Origin of the sequence: Pedobacter sp. GR22-10, from assembly GCF_026239715.1 — a bacterium.
GTDB lineage: Bacteria > Bacteroidota > Bacteroidia > Sphingobacteriales > Sphingobacteriaceae > Pedobacter.
The window spans coordinates 840,840-861,157 of the sequence record NZ_JAPIVR010000003.1 but is presented as its reverse complement, the minus strand read 5'-3'; the positions used below and the strand labels follow the sequence as shown (position 1 = coordinate 861,157).

The 20,318-nt window shown below is 40.4% G+C and carries 18 protein-coding genes; 5 read left to right on the top strand and 13 right to left on the bottom strand.

The window, feature by feature from the left end:
• The first annotated feature begins 7 nt into the window (after positions 1 to 7).
• From OQX64_RS16460 to OQX64_RS16440, 5 genes are all read left to right on the top strand, one after another.
• Positions 8 to 829 (top strand): hypothetical protein, encoded by an 822-nt coding sequence (locus OQX64_RS16460; RefSeq protein ID WP_265819584.1) that lies wholly within the window; start codon positions 8 to 10, stop codon positions 827 to 829.
• Complete coding sequence (locus OQX64_RS16455; RefSeq protein WP_265819583.1) at positions 829 to 1,137, top strand: hypothetical protein; 309 nt, start codon at positions 829 to 831, stop codon at positions 1,135 to 1,137. Before OQX64_RS16460 ends, OQX64_RS16455 begins: the two co-directional genes overlap by 1 nt.
• Positions 1,138 to 1,144: 7 nt before the next feature.
• Positions 1,145 to 1,591: a hypothetical protein gene (locus tag OQX64_RS16450; RefSeq protein ID WP_265819582.1), complete on the top strand. Its 447-nt coding sequence runs from the start codon at positions 1,145 to 1,147 to the stop codon at positions 1,589 to 1,591.
• A 143-nt stretch (positions 1,592 to 1,734) separates the two neighbouring features.
• Positions 1,735 to 4,026 carry a peptidase domain-containing ABC transporter gene (locus tag OQX64_RS16445; RefSeq protein WP_265819581.1) on the top strand — a complete coding sequence of 764 codons (2,292 nt, stop codon included), beginning with the start codon at positions 1,735 to 1,737 and terminating at the stop codon, positions 4,024 to 4,026.
• A 3-nt stretch (positions 4,027 to 4,029) separates the two neighbouring features.
• Positions 4,030 to 5,346, top strand: coding sequence for an HlyD family secretion protein (locus OQX64_RS16440; RefSeq protein WP_265819580.1), 1,317 nt, complete (start codon positions 4,030 to 4,032; stop codon positions 5,344 to 5,346).
• Between the two features lie 672 nt (positions 5,347 to 6,018).
• On the opposite strand, the gene OQX64_RS16435 is transcribed toward OQX64_RS16440, so the two are convergent.
• The 13 genes from OQX64_RS16435 to OQX64_RS16375 all read right to left on the bottom strand — a co-directional run bounded on the left by OQX64_RS16435 (position 6,019) and on the right by OQX64_RS16375 (position 20,316).
• A complete protein-coding gene (locus OQX64_RS16435) occupies positions 6,019 to 6,888 on the bottom strand; it encodes a GH25 family lysozyme (protein WP_265819579.1) in 870 nt (289 codons plus the stop codon).
• A 474-nt stretch (positions 6,889 to 7,362) separates the two neighbouring features.
• Entirely contained in the window at positions 7,363 to 7,986 is a 624-nt protein-coding gene (locus OQX64_RS16430; protein ID WP_265819578.1) for a class I SAM-dependent methyltransferase, read from the bottom strand.
• Between the two features lie 50 nt (positions 7,987 to 8,036).
• Positions 8,037 to 9,668, bottom strand: a complete 1,632-nt coding sequence (locus OQX64_RS16425; protein WP_088301028.1) for a gliding motility protein RemB — start codon at positions 9,666 to 9,668, stop codon at positions 8,037 to 8,039.
• Entirely contained in the window at positions 9,655 to 11,544 is a 1,890-nt protein-coding gene (locus OQX64_RS16420) for a polysaccharide biosynthesis protein (RefSeq protein ID WP_265819577.1), read from the bottom strand. Before OQX64_RS16420 ends, OQX64_RS16425 begins: the two co-directional genes overlap by 14 nt.
• Before the next feature lie 63 nt (positions 11,545 to 11,607).
• Complete coding sequence (locus OQX64_RS16415; RefSeq protein ID WP_088301030.1) at positions 11,608 to 12,591, bottom strand: MraY family glycosyltransferase; 984 nt, start codon at positions 12,589 to 12,591, stop codon at positions 11,608 to 11,610.
• On the bottom strand, positions 12,588 to 13,475 hold the full coding sequence (locus tag OQX64_RS16410) for an NAD-dependent epimerase/dehydratase family protein (protein ID WP_265819576.1): 888 nt from the start codon (positions 13,473 to 13,475) through the stop codon (positions 12,588 to 12,590). The genes OQX64_RS16415 and OQX64_RS16410 overlap by 4 nt, the downstream gene beginning before the upstream one ends.
• A complete protein-coding gene (locus tag OQX64_RS16405; RefSeq protein ID WP_265819575.1) occupies positions 13,472 to 14,221 on the bottom strand; it encodes a glycosyltransferase family 2 protein in 750 nt (249 codons plus the stop codon). Before OQX64_RS16405 ends, OQX64_RS16410 begins: the two co-directional genes overlap by 4 nt.
• A complete protein-coding gene (locus tag OQX64_RS16400; RefSeq protein ID WP_265819574.1) occupies positions 14,218 to 15,264 on the bottom strand; it encodes a glycosyltransferase family 4 protein in 1,047 nt (348 codons plus the stop codon). Before OQX64_RS16400 ends, OQX64_RS16405 begins: the two co-directional genes overlap by 4 nt.
• A complete protein-coding gene (locus tag OQX64_RS16395) occupies positions 15,261 to 16,247 on the bottom strand; it encodes a glycosyltransferase family 2 protein (RefSeq protein ID WP_265819573.1) in 987 nt (328 codons plus the stop codon). Before OQX64_RS16395 ends, OQX64_RS16400 begins: the two co-directional genes overlap by 4 nt.
• 2 nt (positions 16,248 to 16,249) lie before the next feature.
• Positions 16,250 to 17,551 (bottom strand): O-antigen polymerase, encoded by a 1,302-nt coding sequence (locus OQX64_RS16390; RefSeq protein WP_265819572.1) that lies wholly within the window; start codon positions 17,549 to 17,551, stop codon positions 16,250 to 16,252.
• Positions 17,552 to 18,493 (bottom strand): glycosyltransferase family 2 protein, encoded by a 942-nt coding sequence (locus OQX64_RS16385; RefSeq protein ID WP_265819571.1) that lies wholly within the window; start codon positions 18,491 to 18,493, stop codon positions 17,552 to 17,554.
• Positions 18,490 to 19,467, bottom strand: a complete 978-nt coding sequence (locus tag OQX64_RS16380; protein ID WP_265819570.1) for a glycosyltransferase — start codon at positions 19,465 to 19,467, stop codon at positions 18,490 to 18,492. Before OQX64_RS16380 ends, OQX64_RS16385 begins: the two co-directional genes overlap by 4 nt.
• 30 nt (positions 19,468 to 19,497) lie before the next feature.
• A complete protein-coding gene (locus OQX64_RS16375) occupies positions 19,498 to 20,316 on the bottom strand; it encodes a DUF5672 family protein (protein WP_265819569.1) in 819 nt (272 codons plus the stop codon).
• Positions 20,317 to 20,318 lie beyond the last annotated feature (2 nt).

Here is a 20,318-nt window from a genome sequence, read left to right as displayed (position 1 = left end):
AAATCATATGAAAAATCTAACAGCATTAATGCTCGCGTTCCCAGAAATGGAGGAATCCGAGAAACAATCAACAAAAGGAGGTTCCGATGATTATTCTGGCTGGACATGGGGTAGCGGTGGATGGGTTAATATGAACCAGGATGGTCAGGGAACTTATTATGGCGGTGATTTGGGGACTGGCGCTACAATTAGACCAGATGGCAATAATACGCCAGGAGGACAATGGAGCCCTTATAATGGCCAGCCCAACCCATATGGCGGTGGCGGCGGTGGCAGCACTGGCGGTGGCGATGGTAGTGGTGGTGGTTATGGAGAGGGTACAAATACAGGAACCGATAGCTCGTTTGTTACTACCTTCAAAAATGCTTTTATGGACGTTTTGAGGGATTTTTGGAATAGCCCAACCATGAGGACTTATTTCCCGGATGTAGTTAGCATAAATGTTTCATCAACAGCTGTTCTCGGTGTGGGCCGAAGCGGAACGCTTTCCCTTAACATCATCACACGAGGAAATCCAAGCCTCTCAGCGACATTCACTGAGGGAGTAAAAGCTGGACTTCATGCTGATGCTTCTGTAAATGCTTCTGTTGGATGGATACTTGGTGACGTCCAGAACGCTTCGTTAGACGGGATTCTGGGAAGAGGAGTTGAAGGAAGTCTTGATTTTGAAGCAGTAGGAGTAGGTGGCTGGACATCAAATAATGGGGAGACCGGAATGCCGACATGGGTAGGTATGAGTGTAGGTGCTGGTCCCGGAGATGGCGGATCTGTTGGTACAACCGACACACATCTACTTTATATTAATGGCGTTCCACTAATATTAGATTAATGAAAATAAATATATGGTTTGCCATTGTTTTTTTTGGGTTATTTTTTGGAATCACTGCTGTTATGTATTTTAATGGTCGTAAAGAACTGGAAAGCATAAATTTTAGTGGAATAATTGAAAAGCTTAGCTATGATGAAAAAAACATTCCAGATGTAACAGTTAAAGGTATAACTTATAATTTGACCCCACTAAGAAAGGAATTCAAAGAAAAGGTTAGAGTAGGTGATTTAATAGAGAAAAAAAAGGGGATATCAGTTTATAAAGTTACAAAGCAGCAGACTGGTGAAATAATCAATTTTGCGTTTTAAAAAATATATGAAAAATTTTAAGTGCTTCTTTTGTTACACCATTTGGTGTCTTTTAGTGTGTAGCTGTACTTTTACAACCAGCAAATTAAATGACAAATCAGACCAACTATTAGGAGAGAAAATTACAAGTGATTTCTACAAGGCTATGAAGGAAAGGAATTATAAGAATTCTGCCGGCTATTTTTCAGAAGAATTCTCAAAAAAAACAGATACTGGAAAGCTTTTCAAATTTTATAGAGATTATGAGAAGAAAACCGGTCTGATTAATCGTTCGGCTGTAGTTAGTTGCGAAACTAAATCTACAAAAGAAGGAAGCAATATTTATAAATCATTTGTTGTGATTTATCGGGTTGAAAGATCAATAAAGCCTACTCAGGAAAGATTTATACTTAAATCAATGGGTAACGCCGAACCTAAAATTTATCGATACGAAATTGACGATAAATTAAAATAGCCAATTCTTACTTAATAGAGCTTACGACATCCCATAAGGAATAATTATCGTAGGCTCTGTTTTGCTAACCTTAAAATTCTAAAAAGACTTTCTGAAATGAAATAGTCTATAAAATTATTAGGTATCTCCTTAACAACATTAAATTGATAAAATTACGCTCTTTCCCAAGTGATAGGCAGTTAGATAAAATGGACTGTGGTCCTGCTTGCTTAAAAATGATTGCTAAGTATTATGGTAAATTCTATTCATTACAATATCTAAGAGATAAATGTGGCGCTACAAAGGAGGGCGTCTCTTTTTTAGATCTTAGCAATGCTGCGGAAGAGATAGGTCTTCGTAGCCTTTCCATAAAATGTTCAATTGATGATCTCTTATTTAAGGTTCCGCTCCCAGCCCTAGTTCATTGGAATAAAAGCCATTTTATAGTTGTACATAAAGTTAAGGCGAGTAAAAAAAGGAAAAAAAATCATGATTCGGCGGTAATTCCATCATCACTGAAGAATACTGATGGAACAATATACGTTTCTGATCCGGCGAAAGGACATGTTAAATATGGCGCAAAGGATTTCGCAGACAGATGGATCAGATCAGATAGTAACAATGGAAAGCTAATGGCCTTGGAGCCACAGGCAGACTTTTATCAGAGGCAGGGTGATGAAAAGCTCGAAAGGCGAAAAACCTTTGAAAATTTTATTGGATACTTTACTCCCTATAGAAAAAGTTTCATTAACCTATTCATTGTGATGCTGCTCGTCACTGTTTTACAGGGATTACTACCATTTATAAGTAAGGCTGTTATTGATGTAGGAATACAAACACACGATATCGATTTTATAAATATAGTCTTAATTGCTAACGTTGCCATAATCGTCAGTGTTCTCTTAAGTAATCTTGTTCGTGACTGGATTTTGTTACATGTTACCTCAAGAGTTAACATTGCTTTAATCTCAGACTACCTTATTAAGCTAATGCGTTTGCCCATCACCTTTTTTGAAAACAAGATGACAGGTGATATTCTGCAGAGAGCCCAGGATCATGAGCGTATCAGAAGTTTTGTGATGAACAATTCACTTAATATGGTTTTTTCGGCACTCACTTTTATAGTTTTTGGGATAATTATGTTTATATATAATCCTGTTATTTTCTATATCTTTCTGTCAGGAAGCATCATTTATATAGCATGGGTACTAGCATTTTTAAACGTCAGGAAAAAACTTGACTGGGAATATTTTGATCTGGTAAGTAAAAACCAAAGTTACTGGGTTGAGACGATAGCAAGCATTCAGGATATAAAAATAAATAATTATGAAAAACAAAAAAGGTGGAAGTGGGAAGATATTCAAGCTCGTTTATATAAAGTTAACTTAAGGGTATTAGGAATTACGAATACCCAGAATTTAGGCGCACAGTTCATAGACAGTCTCAAAAATTTATTTATTACATTTTATTGTGCTAAAGCTGTAATCTCCGGAGAAATAACCTTCGGAGTGATGATTTCTACCCAATTTATAATTGGAATGCTCAATGCCCCGGTTGTACAGTTCATTCAATTTATTATATCATTTCAATTTGCCAAGATCAGTTTCTTAAGACTTAACGAGATACATCAATTGGATGATGAACATGAAAGTATCGGCAGCAATAATGTTGATCTGCCAGAAAACAAAAGTCTAATTATTAACAATGTGATGTTTCAGTATTCTCCAAATAGTAAAATGGTATTGCAAGGCTTAAGATTAGTTATTCCGGAAGGCAGAGTGACTGCTATAGTAGGCGATAGCGGTAGTGGCAAATCAACTTTTTTGAAATTATTGCTTCGTTTGTACAAGCCAAGTTATGGGGAGATCATGATAGGAAATATGAATATCAATAATATCAGCTTAAGGCAGTGGAGAGATAAATGTGGAGCAGTAATGCAGGATGGCAAAATATTCAATGATACCATTTTAAACAATATCGTTCTGGATGATGAAAAAATTGATTATAGCAAATTGAAAAGAGCTCTGGAAACAGCCAATATTGCTCAAGAAATTGAACAGCTTCCTCTTGGCTACCAGACAATGATGGGGGAGCAAGGAAGAGGATTAAGCGGAGGGCAAAAGCAAAGAGTACTTATTGCCAGGGCACTGTATAAAAATCCCGATTATTTGTTTTTCGATGAGGCAACCAATAGTTTGGACACCATAAATGAGCAGAAAATTGTAGCGGCTTTAGATGATGTATTTAGAGATAAGACCGTAATCGTTGTTGCACATCGTCTAAGTACAATTCGTAAGGCGGACCAAATAATTGTTATGCAGGACGGCCGTGTAATTGAAATTGGAAATCATGCCTCCTTAATGGAAAGAAAAGGGCATTATAATAGATTGGTTCAGTCTCAAATGGATTTAACCAGCACGGTTTTAGTTGAGTTAGATAAAAATGGACAAAATTAAGTTATGATTGAAGATAAGAAACGCTTCGGAGATGAAAGAACTGAAGAGATACAGCATATTATCGAAAGAATGCCAACTAGTTTTGGAATTTGGGTTTCAGCAATTGTATTCTTTCTTTTTTCATTAATGTTTCTATTCGGATGGATAGTCCGTTATCCTGATATCATAAACGGACAAATTTCCATAAGTACAAACAATTCACCTTTGAAGTTAATAGCAAATAGTAATGGTAAATTGAGATTGAATGGCATTAAATCTTTAGATAAGATAAAGGAAGGGCAACTATTGGCCTATATTGAAAACTCTGCCAATCCAGAAAATGTAATTTATCTGGATAGCATACTTAAACTTTTCAATCCAAATACTGATAGCATTATAACAATACAGAGAAAATTGCCACATAAGTTTTCTTTAGGGGAACTAAACTCCAAATACTATGCTTTTGAAAATAGTCTTCAGGAATTTATAAACTATAAACAAGATAGACTCTTGAATAAACAATCTGATAACTATAAAGGACTTCTCCGAGAACAGAAAAAGGCTATATCAACTGCTTATAATAGAGTTGAAATGGCAAAAAACAGCTTATTATATGCGCATAAGTTTTTTAGCCGGGATTCTACACTTTTTGTGAAAAAGGTTATTAGCGAGTCAGAGCTTGATAAAACACAAATGAGCTACCTGACAAGTAAGGACGCATTGCAAAATGCCCTAAACAATTTGACCAATGCAATACAAGCAGCCCAGCAAACCGAAAGCAAAATTCAGGAAATAGGCATACAAAAACCTGAAAAAGAAAAGGAACTTCAGATTTCATTAATCTCTGGTTACAATGATCTGTTAGATAATATAAAGAATTGGGAAATAAAGTATATTTTCAAAGCACCTTTCGATGGAAAAGTTCAATTTCTTAAATTTTACCATGAGAATCAGTTTGTTCAGAGTGGAGAACAGATTTTTACTATTGTTCCAAAAGAACAGAAAGCATTTGGACAAGTAATGTTGCCAGCGCAAGGAAGTGGCAAAATTAAACTGGGCCAAGAAGTAATCGTTAAATTAGATAATTACCCATTTTTAGAATATGGATCTATAACTGGTCGTATTGAATCAGTTTCATTAACATCAAATACAACCAAAACTGAAAAATCCGAAGTCGAAACTTATATGATTCTTGTTACTTTTCCTGAGCAACTTAAGACTAACTATGGTACTAATCTTGCTTTCAAAGCAGAGGCAAAAGGCTCAGCAGAAATTATAACAAATGATAGACGTCTAATTGAGCGTTTATTTGATAACTTAAAGTACGTCATGAAAAAATAACTATTATGTTCTAAATCAGACAAACACCTTTCTTTGTTGATTCTAAATAATGCCACCATCACTAAAGCTATAATGTCGGGAAGGAGCGTAGCCAAGTTATTATAATCTACCGCTTTAATGTATCATTAAAAGGAACCTAGCTTACGTAATCAATATTTTGGATAAGGCAATACAAATCAATATCCCTAACGTAATCTCATTGAGCGCGTTAATTTAGATTATATGAGACTTACCTTTTGATAGTTTTCATTTTTTGGTATAAAGCTCAATTCATTTAATATTTTTTAAGCATATAGGCTGCCCGTAGTAGAAAAAAGTGTATGTTTCAATGAAAGTAACATCCTGCACTTCAAGCCAAACCGCCCACTGATTTGATTGCTGGATTTTGTCCATCATGGCACTTCCATTCTCGACCGGTATAAACAGCGGCGCCAAATCATAACGAGAAAATATGCGATCAATTGAAAGCCATCTTCGTGCACAAACCCAAACGGATAGGAAAGTGAAAGATTGTGGCGACTAAAAGGGATAGCAGGCAGGAATTCGTTAATCTACCCCATCATTTATTACGAAAGCCCCATCAGTACCTGATGGGGCTTTCATATTTATATACTTTAGAATGTTGACTATAGCAGTATACGTTAAACACTTGCAGGGCAAGCCCCAAGCTATTTATACCTGCGCTTCACTGCTGCTGATCAATGCCAGTGCATTTAAAGCGGCCTTGTTGCCATTGAAAAGATCCTGGTCTACCTGACCAGCCACGCCTGTTACTGCTCCGGCTCCCGAATATTGCCAGAATGTATATGCCTGCCATGAACCAAATAACCCCGGTGGGTTAGATTGGTAAGAAGGCACCCATAAAGGATAATCAGGGAAAGTGACTCCGTTAAAATATTCCGTCCAGAACGATTTTGCGGTATAGATCATCGGGATGCGACCTGTTGCAGCGGAAAGTTGCGTAAGACAATCCTGAATCAGCTGAACGCAGGCATTTTTATTATTCAGGATGTACTGGTTCATGGCCTGGCTCTGCGCATCATTTGAGCTGACCTGCCATTCAATATCCAATACCGGTGGCAAGGTGCCCGGGGCCCTGAAATCAATGCCGCACGATAAAAAGTTCTGCATCTGAACAGCGGCAGAATCCTGAAAGGTTAAGAAATGGTAAGCACCAAATATCAGCCCCTGCTGCCTGATGCTTGCCATGTTAGAAGATAGCGTAGCGTCTTTAAAACCTGCGCCCTGACTGGCTTTGCAATACACAAACTGAATATGCGGTGATAACTGGGCGAAGTTGATAAGGCCGTTAAAATGACTGATATCCATGCCCTGCGGTACCAGATTATCCAGCACAGCCCAGGTAGCGGGCCCGGCAATGCCATCAGCAACTAATTGATGATCCGTTTGAAATTGCCTGACTGCTGCCTGGGTACCCGGGCCAAAGTTGCCGTCAATGACCAGTGAATAATTAAGAAAAGAGAGTGCTCTTTGCAGCATAAAAACCTCGCTGCCTGCTGAGCCGATTGAAAGTGTTTGCATGAGATAAGATTTAGATGAATGAATATATTAAGTTTTAACGGGTATTGCAACAGCTATCCGTAAAATGCATTACCTCCGCTGCTTGTATGAAGAGAAGGGCTTTGTATAGCCGCGTGTGTGTGTAATCAGGAACGCCGGTTTTTGGTATGCCCTCAGCCTCATTTTTTTTTGATCGAGATAGCCATAAATATGGCGCTGCTTATGCCCATGAGCATAAGTAAAGTCTCGCTTAACGCTGGTCAGGCACCGCCTGTTTTAATTTCTCCTATTGTATAAAGGGATATGCTTACGCCGACCAGTGTCCATACAAGGTGCTGAAACCGGTGAAAAAAGTGCGCTGCCATGAAAACCACGTAAAGCCCGTTATGGCGAAGCAAAGGGAAGGCCTGAGGGAGAGCGTAACGCAATATGCGGAGATAGACAGATCATCTTGCGTCCAAAATTGCCGTCTTGCCCTAACAAAAAAAGGATGAATTAGGGTTTAAAAATGCCTATTTTCCACATTTGGCCTTTATCATTGGTCACCTCATCTACTGCCAGGAACTGATATTGTTCATTTAATTTTTTCCATAATACCGCATGCTCGGCATAGTAGAAAATGGAAACCATAACAGCACCACCAGGCTTCAGGTTTTTGGCGATAGCAGAAGCCAGTTTATCAAAGGGTTTTTTGAAATAGTAAAGGCATTCATTGAAAACAATGATATCAAATTGTTCATCCAGGCGACTATTATCGAAGTCCATTTGCTCAAATCTGGCACCCGGAAAGCTGGTTTTAGCCTGCATAATGGCAGTATCTGAAATATCTACACCCAGGTAGGCTTCAGGCGGATGAATATCCTGCTGAAAATAATGGTATAAAACGCCTTGTCCGCAGCCCACATCCAGCATACTTCCCTTCCCGTATTGCCTGTAGAATTTGGCTATACTTTTGTAATGCAGGGCTTCCTGGTCTGCATAAAGATAATCCCACTTTCCATCTTTAAACTGCGCTTCCCAGATATTTTTGCTGACCGGACTTCCAAAACCATACCGGTAAAAAAATTTCCGCAGAAATCTTTGCTTGAAATAATTAAAGGTCTTTTCAATGAGCAGCATGATCCATTAATTTAGATAGGTGTAATAAGCAAAAGGGCGTAGGCAACAGATTAAAAATCGCGGTATAAGTTTCTGAAGGTACTTCTGATCCCAAAGGTAATTAAACCTGTATTTTGCGCCGTCAGGGATGAAGATTCTCTTCTGAGAATGCCGCCAACTTCTGCACGCAGGTTATATTTGGGATTAATCAGGTAAGAAACCTTTGCTTCCGTAAAAAACAGGTTGGTTTTAATGCCTTGTCCCGTGTGTACGCCATAATCCTGCACCCGTGTCTCATAACTTAAAAAGATATTTTTACCATAGTTCAAGCCTTCCGGATCTTCACCATAATTGGCATAAATCATTTGTCCCTGAAAATCGAAACGCTTGTAGCTATAGTTCAGCAAGCCTAAAAATTCCCTGAAATTTGCACCAAAGGGATGGGCCAATGGCTGGTTCATGGCGGCATAATTGGAAACGCGGTCAAAGTGGGCATAGGTATAAGGTTTGGCCGTATTAAATTCAGCCAGGTAGTTTAAGCGGGGCACCTTAAACAGATCGGATCCACGGAAGCCCAGCTGAATGGCATGTTTGTTGGCCCAGTAGCCCGTATTGGCAAAGATTTCTTTGGCTGTAAATTCATCAAACATGAACTGACCATAAAGCGTGGTTTTGTCTAGAATTTCATATTTCAGGTTAATGCCTAAACGCATTTTATCCGGTGAAGTGGTATTGGCACTCTCCACAGAACGCAGGAAGATAAAGGGGTGTACATAATTAAAGTCAAAGCCTCTTTTCCCTTCCTTCTCTGCATCAGCCCAGGTAACTGCCTGAAAAAAGCCGGCAGAGAAACGTTTGGTGATATTCCAGTCGAGGTAGTGCGCTGCCATCCACTTGCCACGATCGCCCAATCTTCTGTCTTCAGTAAAGCGCTCCGCACCCGGATCAAGCATATAAGCAAAGATGGTTTGATATTGCACATTACCCAATGAAGTCCTCAACCTTAAGAAGGAATAGTTTGCCGCCACGTCAGAAAGCAACATGGAACGGTAACCATCACCAATAAAATTTTTGTCGTAACCCAGCGCAATATTTAAATGTTTATTGGCGGTAAAAGAAAGTAAGGCTGTTGCATAAGACCAGTCTTTCGTTTTCCCGTCCAGTTTGCCTGTCATTTCACTTGGCACCACTTTGTTGGTATTGATAAAATCAGTCACATAATTGGCAAAAACACCCTGGTTTTCATAGGCACTGGCATAAAACGAGAATTGCTTCCCGATATCGCCGCCAATCTGGAAACCCCTGGTATTTAACCAGGTTGTTTTACTTTCCTTAAATTCTCTTCCGATCTGAAAATCAGGTAGGAAATCGATGTAAACATGGTAATCATCTCCATTGAAATTGACCAGATGTTCATCAGTGAGTTTTCTTCTTAACCAGCTTCTTTTATTCAGACTGTCTACACCCAGTTTCATTAGCGCCTGGTATTGGCCATTTAACAGGCTGTCATCCGCATAAAAGCCTCTGATGGAACTGTGAAAGCTGGAATTGATATCGTAAACAGCAGAATTTAACTTTTGATAGAACTGGTAGGAATATGGAATTTGCTGATTGGGGGTTTGTGCAAAAGATCCTTCATGTAAGGCACAGGAAAGGATAAGGGTAACCAATAAGATTAAAAATGGCGTATTAGTTTTTTTCATTCGCATGATCTAGTTCTTCGTAAATTGAATTATTGCTTTTATATTCCTGTACCAGTTGCTTCATCAGCACGACCACCTGACGGCTATCGTTTAACCGGGCACAGTCAATGAGTTTATAGATGTGCTGTTCTACATCATTAAAGATATATTCCCTTACCCGCCCGATCATAATTTTATGGTGATGGGTTGGCATGGTATTTTCATTATCATTCAAGAGCTCCTCAAAGAGTTTTTCCCCCGGACGCAGACCGCTGTACTGAATTTTAATATCCTGATTAGGAATTAATCCGGCTAAGCGGATCATTTTCTTGGCCAGTTCCACAATTTTAACCGATTTACCCATATCAAAAATATAAATTTCACCACCCACACCCATGTTTCCGGCTTCGAGCACCAGCCGGCAGGCTTCAGGAATGGTCATGAAATACCGGGTAATTTCCGGATGCGTAACCGTAACCGGTCCGCCCTTTTCAATCTGCTGTTTAAACCTCGGGATCACAGAGCCGTTTGAACCGAGCACATTGCCAAACCTGGTGGTGATGAATTTAGTAATCGGTTTTACATTCAACCCGTTGATGTAACTTAGTCCGTTACTGAAAATATGGTTATGATTGATTAAGGTATTATTTAAAGACTGTACATATATTTCGGCAATTCTTTTGGAAGCCCCCATGATATTGGTTGGATTTACGGCCTTATCGGTCGAAATCATCACAAACTTGCGTACACCATATTTTACAGAAAGGTCTGCGAGGATTTTGGTCCCCATCACATTGGTTTTAATGGCTTCACAAGGGTTATCTTCCATTAAAGGCACGTGTTTGTAGGCTGCCGCATGGTACACAAAATGTGGCTTATAGGTTTCGAACAGGTACTCCATTCTTTTCACGTCGCGTACATCACCTACTGCAGCATGGTAATTGGCATTCTGGCTGGATTCTTCCAGTTCCAGGTAAAGCTCATGCAAAGCGGTTTCCGACTGATCGTTCAGGATGATGAGGCTGGGCTCAAATTTGAGCAGCTGACGAACAATTTCACTGCCTATGGAACCGGCTGCCCCGGTAATTAAAATCCGCTTGTTTCTGATCTGGCTGCGGATCCCCTCCACATCAATTTCTATGGTTTTCCGGTTCAGCAGATCTTCGATATTCAGGTTTTGAATCTGAGACGACTGCAGCTTGCCATCGATCCATACATTGGAAGGCGGAATATTCAGCACCACCACATCATAGGCCAGGCAGGCATCAACAATTTCATTTTTCACCTCAATAGGAATACTGAAGGAGGCAAAAATAAGTTCATCAATTTCCCGGTTTGATATTAATAATTTTAGGTCCTTTGCATCCAGGATCCTAACCCCGTCAATAGTTTTCCCTACTTTTCGCAAATCATCATCCACAAAAGCGACAATATTTTTATTGATGCGGTTATCATGATCAAAGGTTCTTTTAGTCGCCACACCCGCTTCACCAGCACCGTATATCACTACCCGCATCTTATCCAGATTCAGGTTTTTCACATAGGTAAAGAAATATTTGATCAGCACCCGGTAGGTAATCAATGCTACAAAACTGACTAAACCATATACCACCACGATAATATTGGAAATCAACATCTTGTTCATAAAGGCCAGAATAGACACATTCAGAATAAATAAGCTGGCACTACTTAATACCACCGCAAACAAAATACGTAAAGTGTCCTGAGCACTGGTATACCGGATAATACCACTGTATGATTTAACGGCCAGAAAAACGACAATATTAATCCCGATGGTCACTAAAGCACTGCGGCTAAAAAAGATGACATCTAAATCGGTGATATCAAAATTATACCGAATAAAATAGGCGACTCCAAGGGAGATGAGGCAAATCATCAGGTCAATGATGAATATAAGCCAGCGGGGTACTATATTAACTTTGCTAAACACCGGATTTTTTTAACTATTTTCTGCGTAGGTGCGATCAACCAACTGCCTTTTGCCCTGAATGATCAACCGGGACACTACAATAAACGTACCTGTTATCACCAAAACCAGCGCAAGATAAGATAATTTGTTTACAGACCAGTAAATCACCCCCGCATTAACGGCCAATTGTACCATACAATAAGCCGTGGCCACTATTAAATGTGGCTTTTTTTTCTCATTCACCAGAAACTGATAAAAATGAGTGCGATGGGCTTCCACAATATTTTCCCTTCTGATCATCCTGAAAATTATGGTGCTCACCACATCCAGACCGTAGACCAGCAGTAATAAAATATAATTGAAGTTTTCAGTTACCATGATGAGCCGGAGCATAAAGAAAAGCATGATAAAAGCGATACTTACACTGCCCACATCTCCGGCAAAACACCTCGCTACCCTCCGGAAGTTGAAACAATTGAAAACCAGTAGCGCAATAATGGCCGCCAGCAGCATCCGTTGATCGGTAAAGGATACGATTTTAATATTGATGTAACACAATGTCAGTAAAGTAACCAGCGCATACCCACCAGTTATCCCGTTGATGCCATCCATAAAATTTACGGCATTGATGCTGCCGATGACAAAAAACAAGGCCAATACCACGAGATACCAGGGCAAAACAAAGAGCTGCAGCTCATAAAACAGCAGGGCTACTGCAAGGAGGTGCACACTGAAACGTAACCTGGCTTTTTGTGGTTTAAGGTCATCCAGAAAGCTAACCGCACTGATCAGGACCAAACCCAATATGAACCAGCCATACTGGAAACCAGAAAAGGCAAATTCAAGCAGCAAGGCCATGGGAAAAATAATTCCGCCGCCCCTGATGGTATGAACAGCATGAGAACTCCGCGCATTTGGCTTGTCGATAATATCATATTTATCTGCAATCCGAAGGTAGAGCAACATCATGCCAAACAACACAACCGTAAATAAAATCAGGGTAAAGTCAATCATATCTTAAAATGTTCCAGAACAGCTCTGGATTGCCAGTTGGTTATTGTTCTGGCCTTTTGATCTGTAAAAGTTAAAGTATTGGTCATTTTTTCCAGCTTCCGGATATTGATCGGGAATCGCGGGCCTAAAAAATTCCCTGCATAGGCCAGGGTCCTGATTAAAACATATGGTATAGCCTTTGGCTTCCCTTTACCCAGCTGTCTGGCCATCAGATGGGAAATTTCACTGAAACCCGGATGATATCCATCTGTTAAGTGGTAAGTGCCGCCAATCTGGTAAATCTTTTCTATAAAAACAGCCACATCCTCAATGAGCACCATGCTCTTTTTTACAGGAGGTACCTTGATGTCAAAGTAATAGCCTTTGCTGATGCCCTTGATCATGGCCTGTAAATTACCGGGAGGATTTTTACCCGCCAGCAGCGGCAGGCGGAGAATGGTACAAACCACATCATTGTCCCGGCACCATTTTTCTACCAGCTGCTCGGCTTCAATTTTACTCTTTCCATAAGGGTCGGTAGCACCTAAAGGATGATTCTCATCAATTAGCACCCCATGTTCCAGGCCATAAACGGCGATGGAACTGATGAAGACAAAATACCTGGGTAAACGGGCTGCCTGACTTAATGCCTGAAGCAAACGGCGCGTACCCCCCACGTTTACATGTTTAAAAGCGGCACTTTCTGCTGCTGTTCCCGGAACCGAGTGTGCCTTACCTGCTGCATGGATAACCAGGTCTGCAAGAGGAAGTAGTGGAAGTTCCTGTTGCAGATCCGCCCTCACCTCACCTGTTGTTCTGCCCAGGCGGATCATGGTTTCAGCAGCGAAATGATGGCCAATGGCCTTACCCAGAAAACCATTGGCACCTGTTAATAGAATGGTCATCTGGCAAATTGAATTAATCTTTTAACCATTCTTTTAGGCATCAGCAGAAAAGGAGCCTTAAAATTATTGATTTTCCAGGCCCTTAAAATTTCCTGGTTGCCCCGAACGATATTTTTAATACTGGCATTGGTTGCACCACCCAAACGCATTTTAACAAATAAACGATTGATATACCGGCTCTTATACCGGTTAAGTTTAAAAACCCGCAGCATCAACTCATAATCTGCAGCCAGCCGCATATCCAGGTTAAATAAACCAACCTGTTGATACACTTCACGCTTCACAAAAAGTGAGGGATGCGGCGGTACATGGCCATCTTCAAAAAACGTAGGGTAGTAGCTTTTCGAAGTCCACCGGCGAACCACCTGGTTCAGGTCGTTATTTTTAACGTACACCAAATCTCCATAGAGCATATCCAGTTCAGGGTCTTGCGCAAACACCTGCATCACTTCCTTCAACACATTCGGGTCTGCATATACGTCATCCGAATTCAGAATACCGATAACATCGCCTGTACAACGTGCTATCCCCTTATTCATGGCATCATAAATGCCCTGATCAGGTTCAGAAATGACCTGGCTGATGGCTTTACCATAACGACGGATCACATCCATGGTGCCGTCTGTTGATTGGCCATCAATGATCATATATTCTATATCGTCATAATGTTGACCTAAAACAGAATCAATAGCTGTTTGAATGGTTTTATGGTTGTTGTAGACTACAGTGATGATTGAAATTTTCATTGTCCTAAATCGTGGTATACCTGTAGGGTTTCGTGGAAACATTTTTCCCATGAAAATTTACCGGCCTGTGTTTGCCCTTTCTCTTTCAGTAATGCCTCATTCCCGTTAATCTGTAAAATGGCTTGTTCAAAAGCATCAAGATCGAGCTCATCTACCAAAATCCCGGCATTTCCGGCTACTTCCGGAATAGAAGATTGATTTAAGGCTACAAAAGGAGTTCCAGTTTTCATCACTTCGAGTAAAGGAATTCCAAAACCCTCATATGAAGAGGGATAAATTAAAGCATAAGCCGCATTGTACACCCGGTTTAACTGCTCATTGTCTATATTGGTGAACATCTTCCACCTGCCAGGAATTTTTTGGTTCAGTAAACGGATTTCTTTTTCCGAAAGTGACGAACCTACTATATAAAAGTTAAAATCGGTTAGTCGGCCTAAAAGTTCAACGGCAAAGTTAAAGTTTTTGTAATGGGCTCTTGATCCGATAAACAGCAGATAGGGATTGAGCTTTTGATTACAGCCATCACTAAGCGGATAAAAACTTTCGGAGACACCATTATAGATCACCGCAATGTTTTCCTCCTTTAAATAGGGATGAAAGTGAAGTAAATCCTGTTTGGTATGCTCAGACACGACAATAATTTTTTCAGCAAGGCCGATAGCTTTATTTTTCTGATGAAGGTGCAGGTACCGCCGTAAGCCGTTGTAAAACTTTTCGTGTACAAAATCGTGAATGGTCAGCACCTGCTGCGCATGAGGATTGGAAGTAATGCGGTTATAGCTGGAATGAAAAATAAAGGGATCTTTTTCTGCTCTTAAAGACAGTATCTTAAAACGGTTGAATAAAAGTCGTCCGCCCTGCGTCAGGGTTCGGCTTTGTTCAGGAATATGTAAGCCTGCACGGGAAATATTCTGATGAGGCAATTCTGTAAACCTTACTTCATACTGATCACGCAGCAGCCTGTAAATCAGTTCCGTCCAGTAAGTGGAAATGCCGCCTGCCCTTTGCAGGCTGTAAATAATATTATCAAAGTGTATCTTCATCTGAATCCCCCCAGCTTAACCTTTGCCATCACCTTTTTGCGCAACAGGAACAAAGTATACAGGTAAACGACATTTTTGCCTAAACCGATTTTAAAAATATGGTATCTCCACATGGTCCTGAACAATGCCAGAAAGCTTTTCTGATACTGGTAAAGAAAACTGCTGATCATCTTCACCTGTTGATCAGACAGTTCATTCTGGTAACGGTCAAAAAAAGACTGCAGCAATTCATAATTATGGACCAAAGGCTTCAGCATATAGGTTGTGTTGCTAAAGTACCGGTTAAACCGGCTCATGAAAGTCATTTTGTTTACATTACCACTTACATTTTTTTGATGCTGACGGTAAAGGATGAGGTCTTCATCAATTAAGATATTTTTACCAAAAGCACCAATCACCAATGCGGCATAATAATCATGGTTAACCGACTCGGCCGGAATGTGTTTTATTTTCTGGACGGCCGCCCGGTTTAAGATCATGGTGCAGCCCCAGGCATAGTTTTCATTCATTAATACCGGTAAACTGAGCTGAGCGGGCAATGGCAGGCGGGCATCGATCAGATGATCATGCTCATCAATAAAGGTAAGGTTGGCATAACAAAGCAATGGATAATCTGACCCATAAATCGCTTCATTTTTTAATAAACCTGCAAGTGAACGCTCCAGCTTGTTCACCAGCCAGATGTCATCCTGATCTGCAAATAAAACATATGATTTATTGTTTTCGTAAGCCCAATCGAAAAGCTGGGAAAAATTGCGACAGGCAGAACCATGCACCGAACCATACTGAATACATGTCACGCGTGCATCTTTTCGCACATAGCTGTGAATGATCTCAGGAGTCGCATCGGTAGACCGGTCATCACGAATGATCAGTTCCCAGGCTTCATAGGATTGATTTAAAATACTATCCAGTTGTTTCTCCAGGTATTCGGCACCATTATAAGTGGCCATCAGGATCGTTAATACCGGTGCTTCTTTCATGTTTATTTAATGGCTATCCGGTTGACAATGAAAAAGAAAGCCACAAAAAACATGTGGTAAAAATTGGTAAATGAACTCATAAAGATGCAGAATATAAATAAGGACCATTCTACAATATAATATTCGCCATTTTTAGACATGTAATTTTTAAAGGCATTCATGGATAAAAACCCATATAAAAAATTCAGGGCGATTACACCAAACCACCTGAAATCCAGAAACGGATCTACAATATAAGTCCCGATTTTGGTATATGAACTGTATAGCGGCGGATAAATGGCATTTTTATCAATGGGTAGCACGGTAATAAGGGGTCTGGCAGAATAGGCCCCATAGCTGACATAATCATCCCGTAAAGCCGTACTGACAATTTCACTTCCGGTAGAAAAATTAACGGCCCCATACAGGGACAGGTAGGTTTCAATAATATTGGTGGGCTTGGTAATATCGCCGTAATCCCTTAAAAATTCATTGACGGACATTTCTTTATCGTCTTCTGCTGAGCCACCCCGCAACTGGCCCAATATAACAAACAGGACGATACAGGCCGCACCGATAGAAAAAAGCCGGAGTAAGGGAATGGTTTTATAATAGCTGTAGGCAATCAGCATCGAAAAGAAAAACAGGACGATGATTTGCCGGCTGAAAAAGTTCAGGATAATAAAAACGCAGACAAAACTGAGTGCCAGAAACTGCCAGAAACGTAAGGTCTTTTTCTTATACAGGATATAGAACATGGCCGGCAATACCGAATTGAGTACAATAAAGTTATGCAGGGGGGTAACATCATTTTCATTGATGTCCTGGTACACGGCGGCATTTCCTAAATTTAGTACCGGTAAATAACCCAACTGGCCTACTTCCATGATAAAGACGCCTATACCCGCTATAAAAACCAGTAATAAAAAAGCCAGGCTTAACCTTGGGCTTAACGGCGGGATATAATTTTTAAGACTAAAGGAAAATGTTTTCATGGATACCAGCCCGCCAATGATAAAAAAGGCTACACTAAAAGCCAATACCAAAACAAACTGCCATTCGTACCCCATTTGCCTGTCTGAAACCATCAGGAAGGAGAAACCGGCAATGTATACAAAAATGCTGTAAATGGTAAAAGGGTTGATGATTTGCCCGAACCTGATCACGGAGAAGACCGATAATCCCTCTGCTACCAGCAGGAAGAGGGCAAAGGGGAAGAGCTCTTCCAGGCTGCAACCCCATGACGCATACCTTGCCAGCAGGTAAACATCAATAAACAGCAATGCACCAATAATGAGTACTAATATATAAGGTTTAATACCCATTTATCTGATCGTTTTATACATCCTGATGCCTAATTTTAACATTCCCTTTTTGAGCAGGGGCCACTCCTGAAGCGGATTTTTTACAAAATTACTGAAAATATACCCAAACGCCTTTAAAACACTGAGCGAACGTACTTCATGAAGGGCCAGTAAATCCAGGTTCAGTTTCTTTAACCATGCCATTGCTTTTGGATCCTGTAATGTGGAAAGTGCCTGATCCATATGGTTCCGGACCACTACTTCGCCTAAAAACATGTTTCTTTTATTGTTGATGGCGCTTTTTCCATGTACCCTGATCAACGCGCAGGAACGGTCATCCCCGTCAAAAATAAAATGCGGATGGTGCATGGCTACCTTAAACCACAGCAACCAGTCTTCATTGTTTTTCAAATCCTGATCAAACAGGCCTGCAGCGATGACGAGTTCTTTTTTTACCAATGGACTATTGATGGTTAATATATTATTGGTCACCTGCCTTTTTAAAAGTTCAACACCACTTAAGGTTTCCGTGGCTAAAAAGCCGGCAGGATATTTCTGAATTTCTTCTCGTGCTGTAGCTTCTCCGGTAAAAAAGACTGCTTTAGAAAAAACCAAGCCAGCACCTGATGTTTCTGCCAGGGCCACCTGAATGCTTAATTTCTCTGCACTCAAGAGATCATCGGCATCTAAAAACTGAAGGTATTTGCCTTTCGCCAGCCGGATGCCCGCATTTTTTGCGGCAGATGTGCCCCCGTTTTTCACCGGATGAAAAGTGATGCGATAGGTTGGATGCGCCGCGATAAAGCCGGCTACCACTTCGGCGGTATGGTCTGTTGAACCATCATCAATGATGATACACTCCCAATGAAGGTAGCGTTGTTTGATGACGCTCTGCAGGGTTTCTACGATCAGATGACCATAATTGAAAGCAGGAATAATAATACTCACCAACGGTTCCATCATAAAGCTTCCTGTATTTTTTCGTGAATCACCTGCCAGCGGTTTTCCCATTGATGATGGCGAATCACATGATTATAATTCCGTTCAATCAGTGCATGATAATCTTTATAACTGGCCAGAACATTGAGCATCTGGTCTCCGGCATGGTCCATGTCAATCTCAACGATCGGATTATAGCCAAATAATTCTGCCATATCCGAAGGTAAAACACCGACAATCAAACATTTGGAAGCCATTGCCTGAAGATACCTTAACGTCATGGAAGAAATATATTCTGCCCGGTGAGGGTGAGTGATATTAGAGGGTACACAAATGACAATCTTAGCCGCCGCCAGTGCCGCAGAAAAAGCAGGCTTATCAGGAAAAAGTAAATTCATTCCCGGTTTCCTGTAGACGTGATGCTTTCCGTTGAGCTGAAGCGGCCCGGTGATCAGATGATGGTATTCATCATACATCCGGCCAAATTCAAGCACATCAATTTCTTTGTCATGGTATGCCTTGAAATGATAATCCTGAGCAGATAAAGCTTCGGGAAGCCAGATGGCCCGGCATTTAATATGGCTATAATTTTGATTAAAATTCTCCATCACCTGTTTAGAGGAGAAGAATACATAATATACATTAAAAAAATCAAGAAGCGGGAAAATCCAGCGGTGAAACCTTGGCCACACATCGTACATGTACACAAAGTTCAGTTTTGTTTTAAAAGCATGGGGAATAAGCAACCTGAAATCGCCGCTGATCATGGAAACAAAATTAACAGCAAGCTCCTGTTTAAATCTTAACCGCAGTTTAAATAAGGATGGATACCGGGTAAGTTTTCTAACAACGATAGACTTAAAACGGGAGTGTTTAAGCATTTTACGCGCTGGGTCAAAACCTGCAGGTGCCTTTTCTATTGTACGGTATAACTCATCAATACAATCAAGAAAGTATTCTCCATCATTGGATTGCAACAGGCGCAGTTTTATTCCCATAGATTACAAATGTGCAAATTTTTATAAACTTTAATCAACCTTAATATGATACCCGTATGCGTTGATGTGCTTTTGCCAGAACGCTAAATTATACTTCCACCAGGCATGGCAGCCAAAAGGCAATTCGTGGTGATTCAGCTCAAACAATACCTCTGGGTTCACTTCAAAGCTGAATTTCATGGCTTCATCGATTGTGGGTAATTTGAAATCAGGAAAATTATGAGGAATCACTTCTGACCAGAACAGATCTTCATTGATGATGGGCTGAAAAGGATAACCAGCATAAATATAAACCATCTGGTGTTTGATATAACGGTAAAAATTGATGTAAAATGGCCGGTTTGTATCATCAAATGTGCGGGTAAACTTCAGTTTTTTAAACTTCGTGACCACTTCATAACACTTTCTCACCTTCCGAAGGCAAAAGCCGCCATTGCCTAAACTCACCAGCGGACTATCTGTTCCGGCCAAATCATGTCCTTCAAACAGCGGTGCTCCGATATTATCGTATCCCTTTTTACACCAGTCCATCAATTCGTCTTTAAATACAAAGGCATCCAGTTGATGGATGAGCATAAAATCGTAAGCTAAAAAGCTGGCATATAAACCATGGTACTTCATTAACCGGTTATAAGCCGGAATATCGGCAAAAAACTGATCGTCAAAAAGCTTATAACCGGCCTGATGATTAAGCACATAATCGTGATTCCGGATAAAGCCTTCCAGTCTTCTGGGTGCGATAAAATAGATATCATGTTTAGCCAGTATACGGAAACACTGATCCATAGAGATCTGCTCAAATAAACCAACCTGATCTGTATACACCGGAATTACAACACAAGCTTTCATAA

Coding starts and splice junctions, on each gene's coding strand:
- OQX64_RS16460 (WP_265819584.1), top strand. CDS start 8: ATGAAAAATCTAACAGCATTAATGCTCGCGTTCCCAGAAATGGAGGAA.
- OQX64_RS16455 (WP_265819583.1), top strand. CDS start 829: ATGAAAATAAATATATGGTTTGCCATTGTTTTTTTTGGGTTATTTTTT.
- OQX64_RS16450 (WP_265819582.1), top strand. CDS start 1,145: ATGAAAAATTTTAAGTGCTTCTTTTGTTACACCATTTGGTGTCTTTTA.
- OQX64_RS16440 (WP_265819580.1), top strand. CDS start 4,030: ATGATTGAAGATAAGAAACGCTTCGGAGATGAAAGAACTGAAGAGATA.
- OQX64_RS16435 (WP_265819579.1), bottom strand. CDS start 6,888: ATGCAAACACTTTCAATCGGCTCAGCAGGCAGCGAGGTTTTTATGCTG.
- OQX64_RS16430 (WP_265819578.1), bottom strand. CDS start 7,986: ATGCTGCTCATTGAAAAGACCTTTAATTATTTCAAGCAAAGATTTCTG.
- OQX64_RS16425 (WP_088301028.1), bottom strand. CDS start 9,668: ATGAAAAAAACTAATACGCCATTTTTAATCTTATTGGTTACCCTTATC.
- OQX64_RS16420 (WP_265819577.1), bottom strand. CDS start 11,544: ATGATTTGCCTCATCTCCCTTGGAGTCGCCTATTTTATTCGGTATAAT.
- OQX64_RS16415 (WP_088301030.1), bottom strand. CDS start 12,591: ATGATTGACTTTACCCTGATTTTATTTACGGTTGTGTTGTTTGGCATG.
- OQX64_RS16410 (WP_265819576.1), bottom strand. CDS start 13,475: ATGACCATTCTATTAACAGGTGCCAATGGTTTTCTGGGTAAGGCCATT.
- OQX64_RS16405 (WP_265819575.1), bottom strand. CDS start 14,221: ATGAAAATTTCAATCATCACTGTAGTCTACAACAACCATAAAACCATT.
- OQX64_RS16400 (WP_265819574.1), bottom strand. CDS start 15,264: ATGAAGATACACTTTGATAATATTATTTACAGCCTGCAAAGGGCAGGC.
- OQX64_RS16395 (WP_265819573.1), bottom strand. CDS start 16,247: ATGAAAGAAGCACCGGTATTAACGATCCTGATGGCCACTTATAATGGT.
- OQX64_RS16390 (WP_265819572.1), bottom strand. CDS start 17,551: ATGGGTATTAAACCTTATATATTAGTACTCATTATTGGTGCATTGCTG.
- OQX64_RS16385 (WP_265819571.1), bottom strand. CDS start 18,493: ATGATGGAACCGTTGGTGAGTATTATTATTCCTGCTTTCAATTATGGT.
- OQX64_RS16380 (WP_265819570.1), bottom strand. CDS start 19,467: ATGGGAATAAAACTGCGCCTGTTGCAATCCAATGATGGAGAATACTTT.
- OQX64_RS16375 (WP_265819569.1), bottom strand. CDS start 20,316: ATGAAAGCTTGTGTTGTAATTCCGGTGTATACAGATCAGGTTGGTTTA.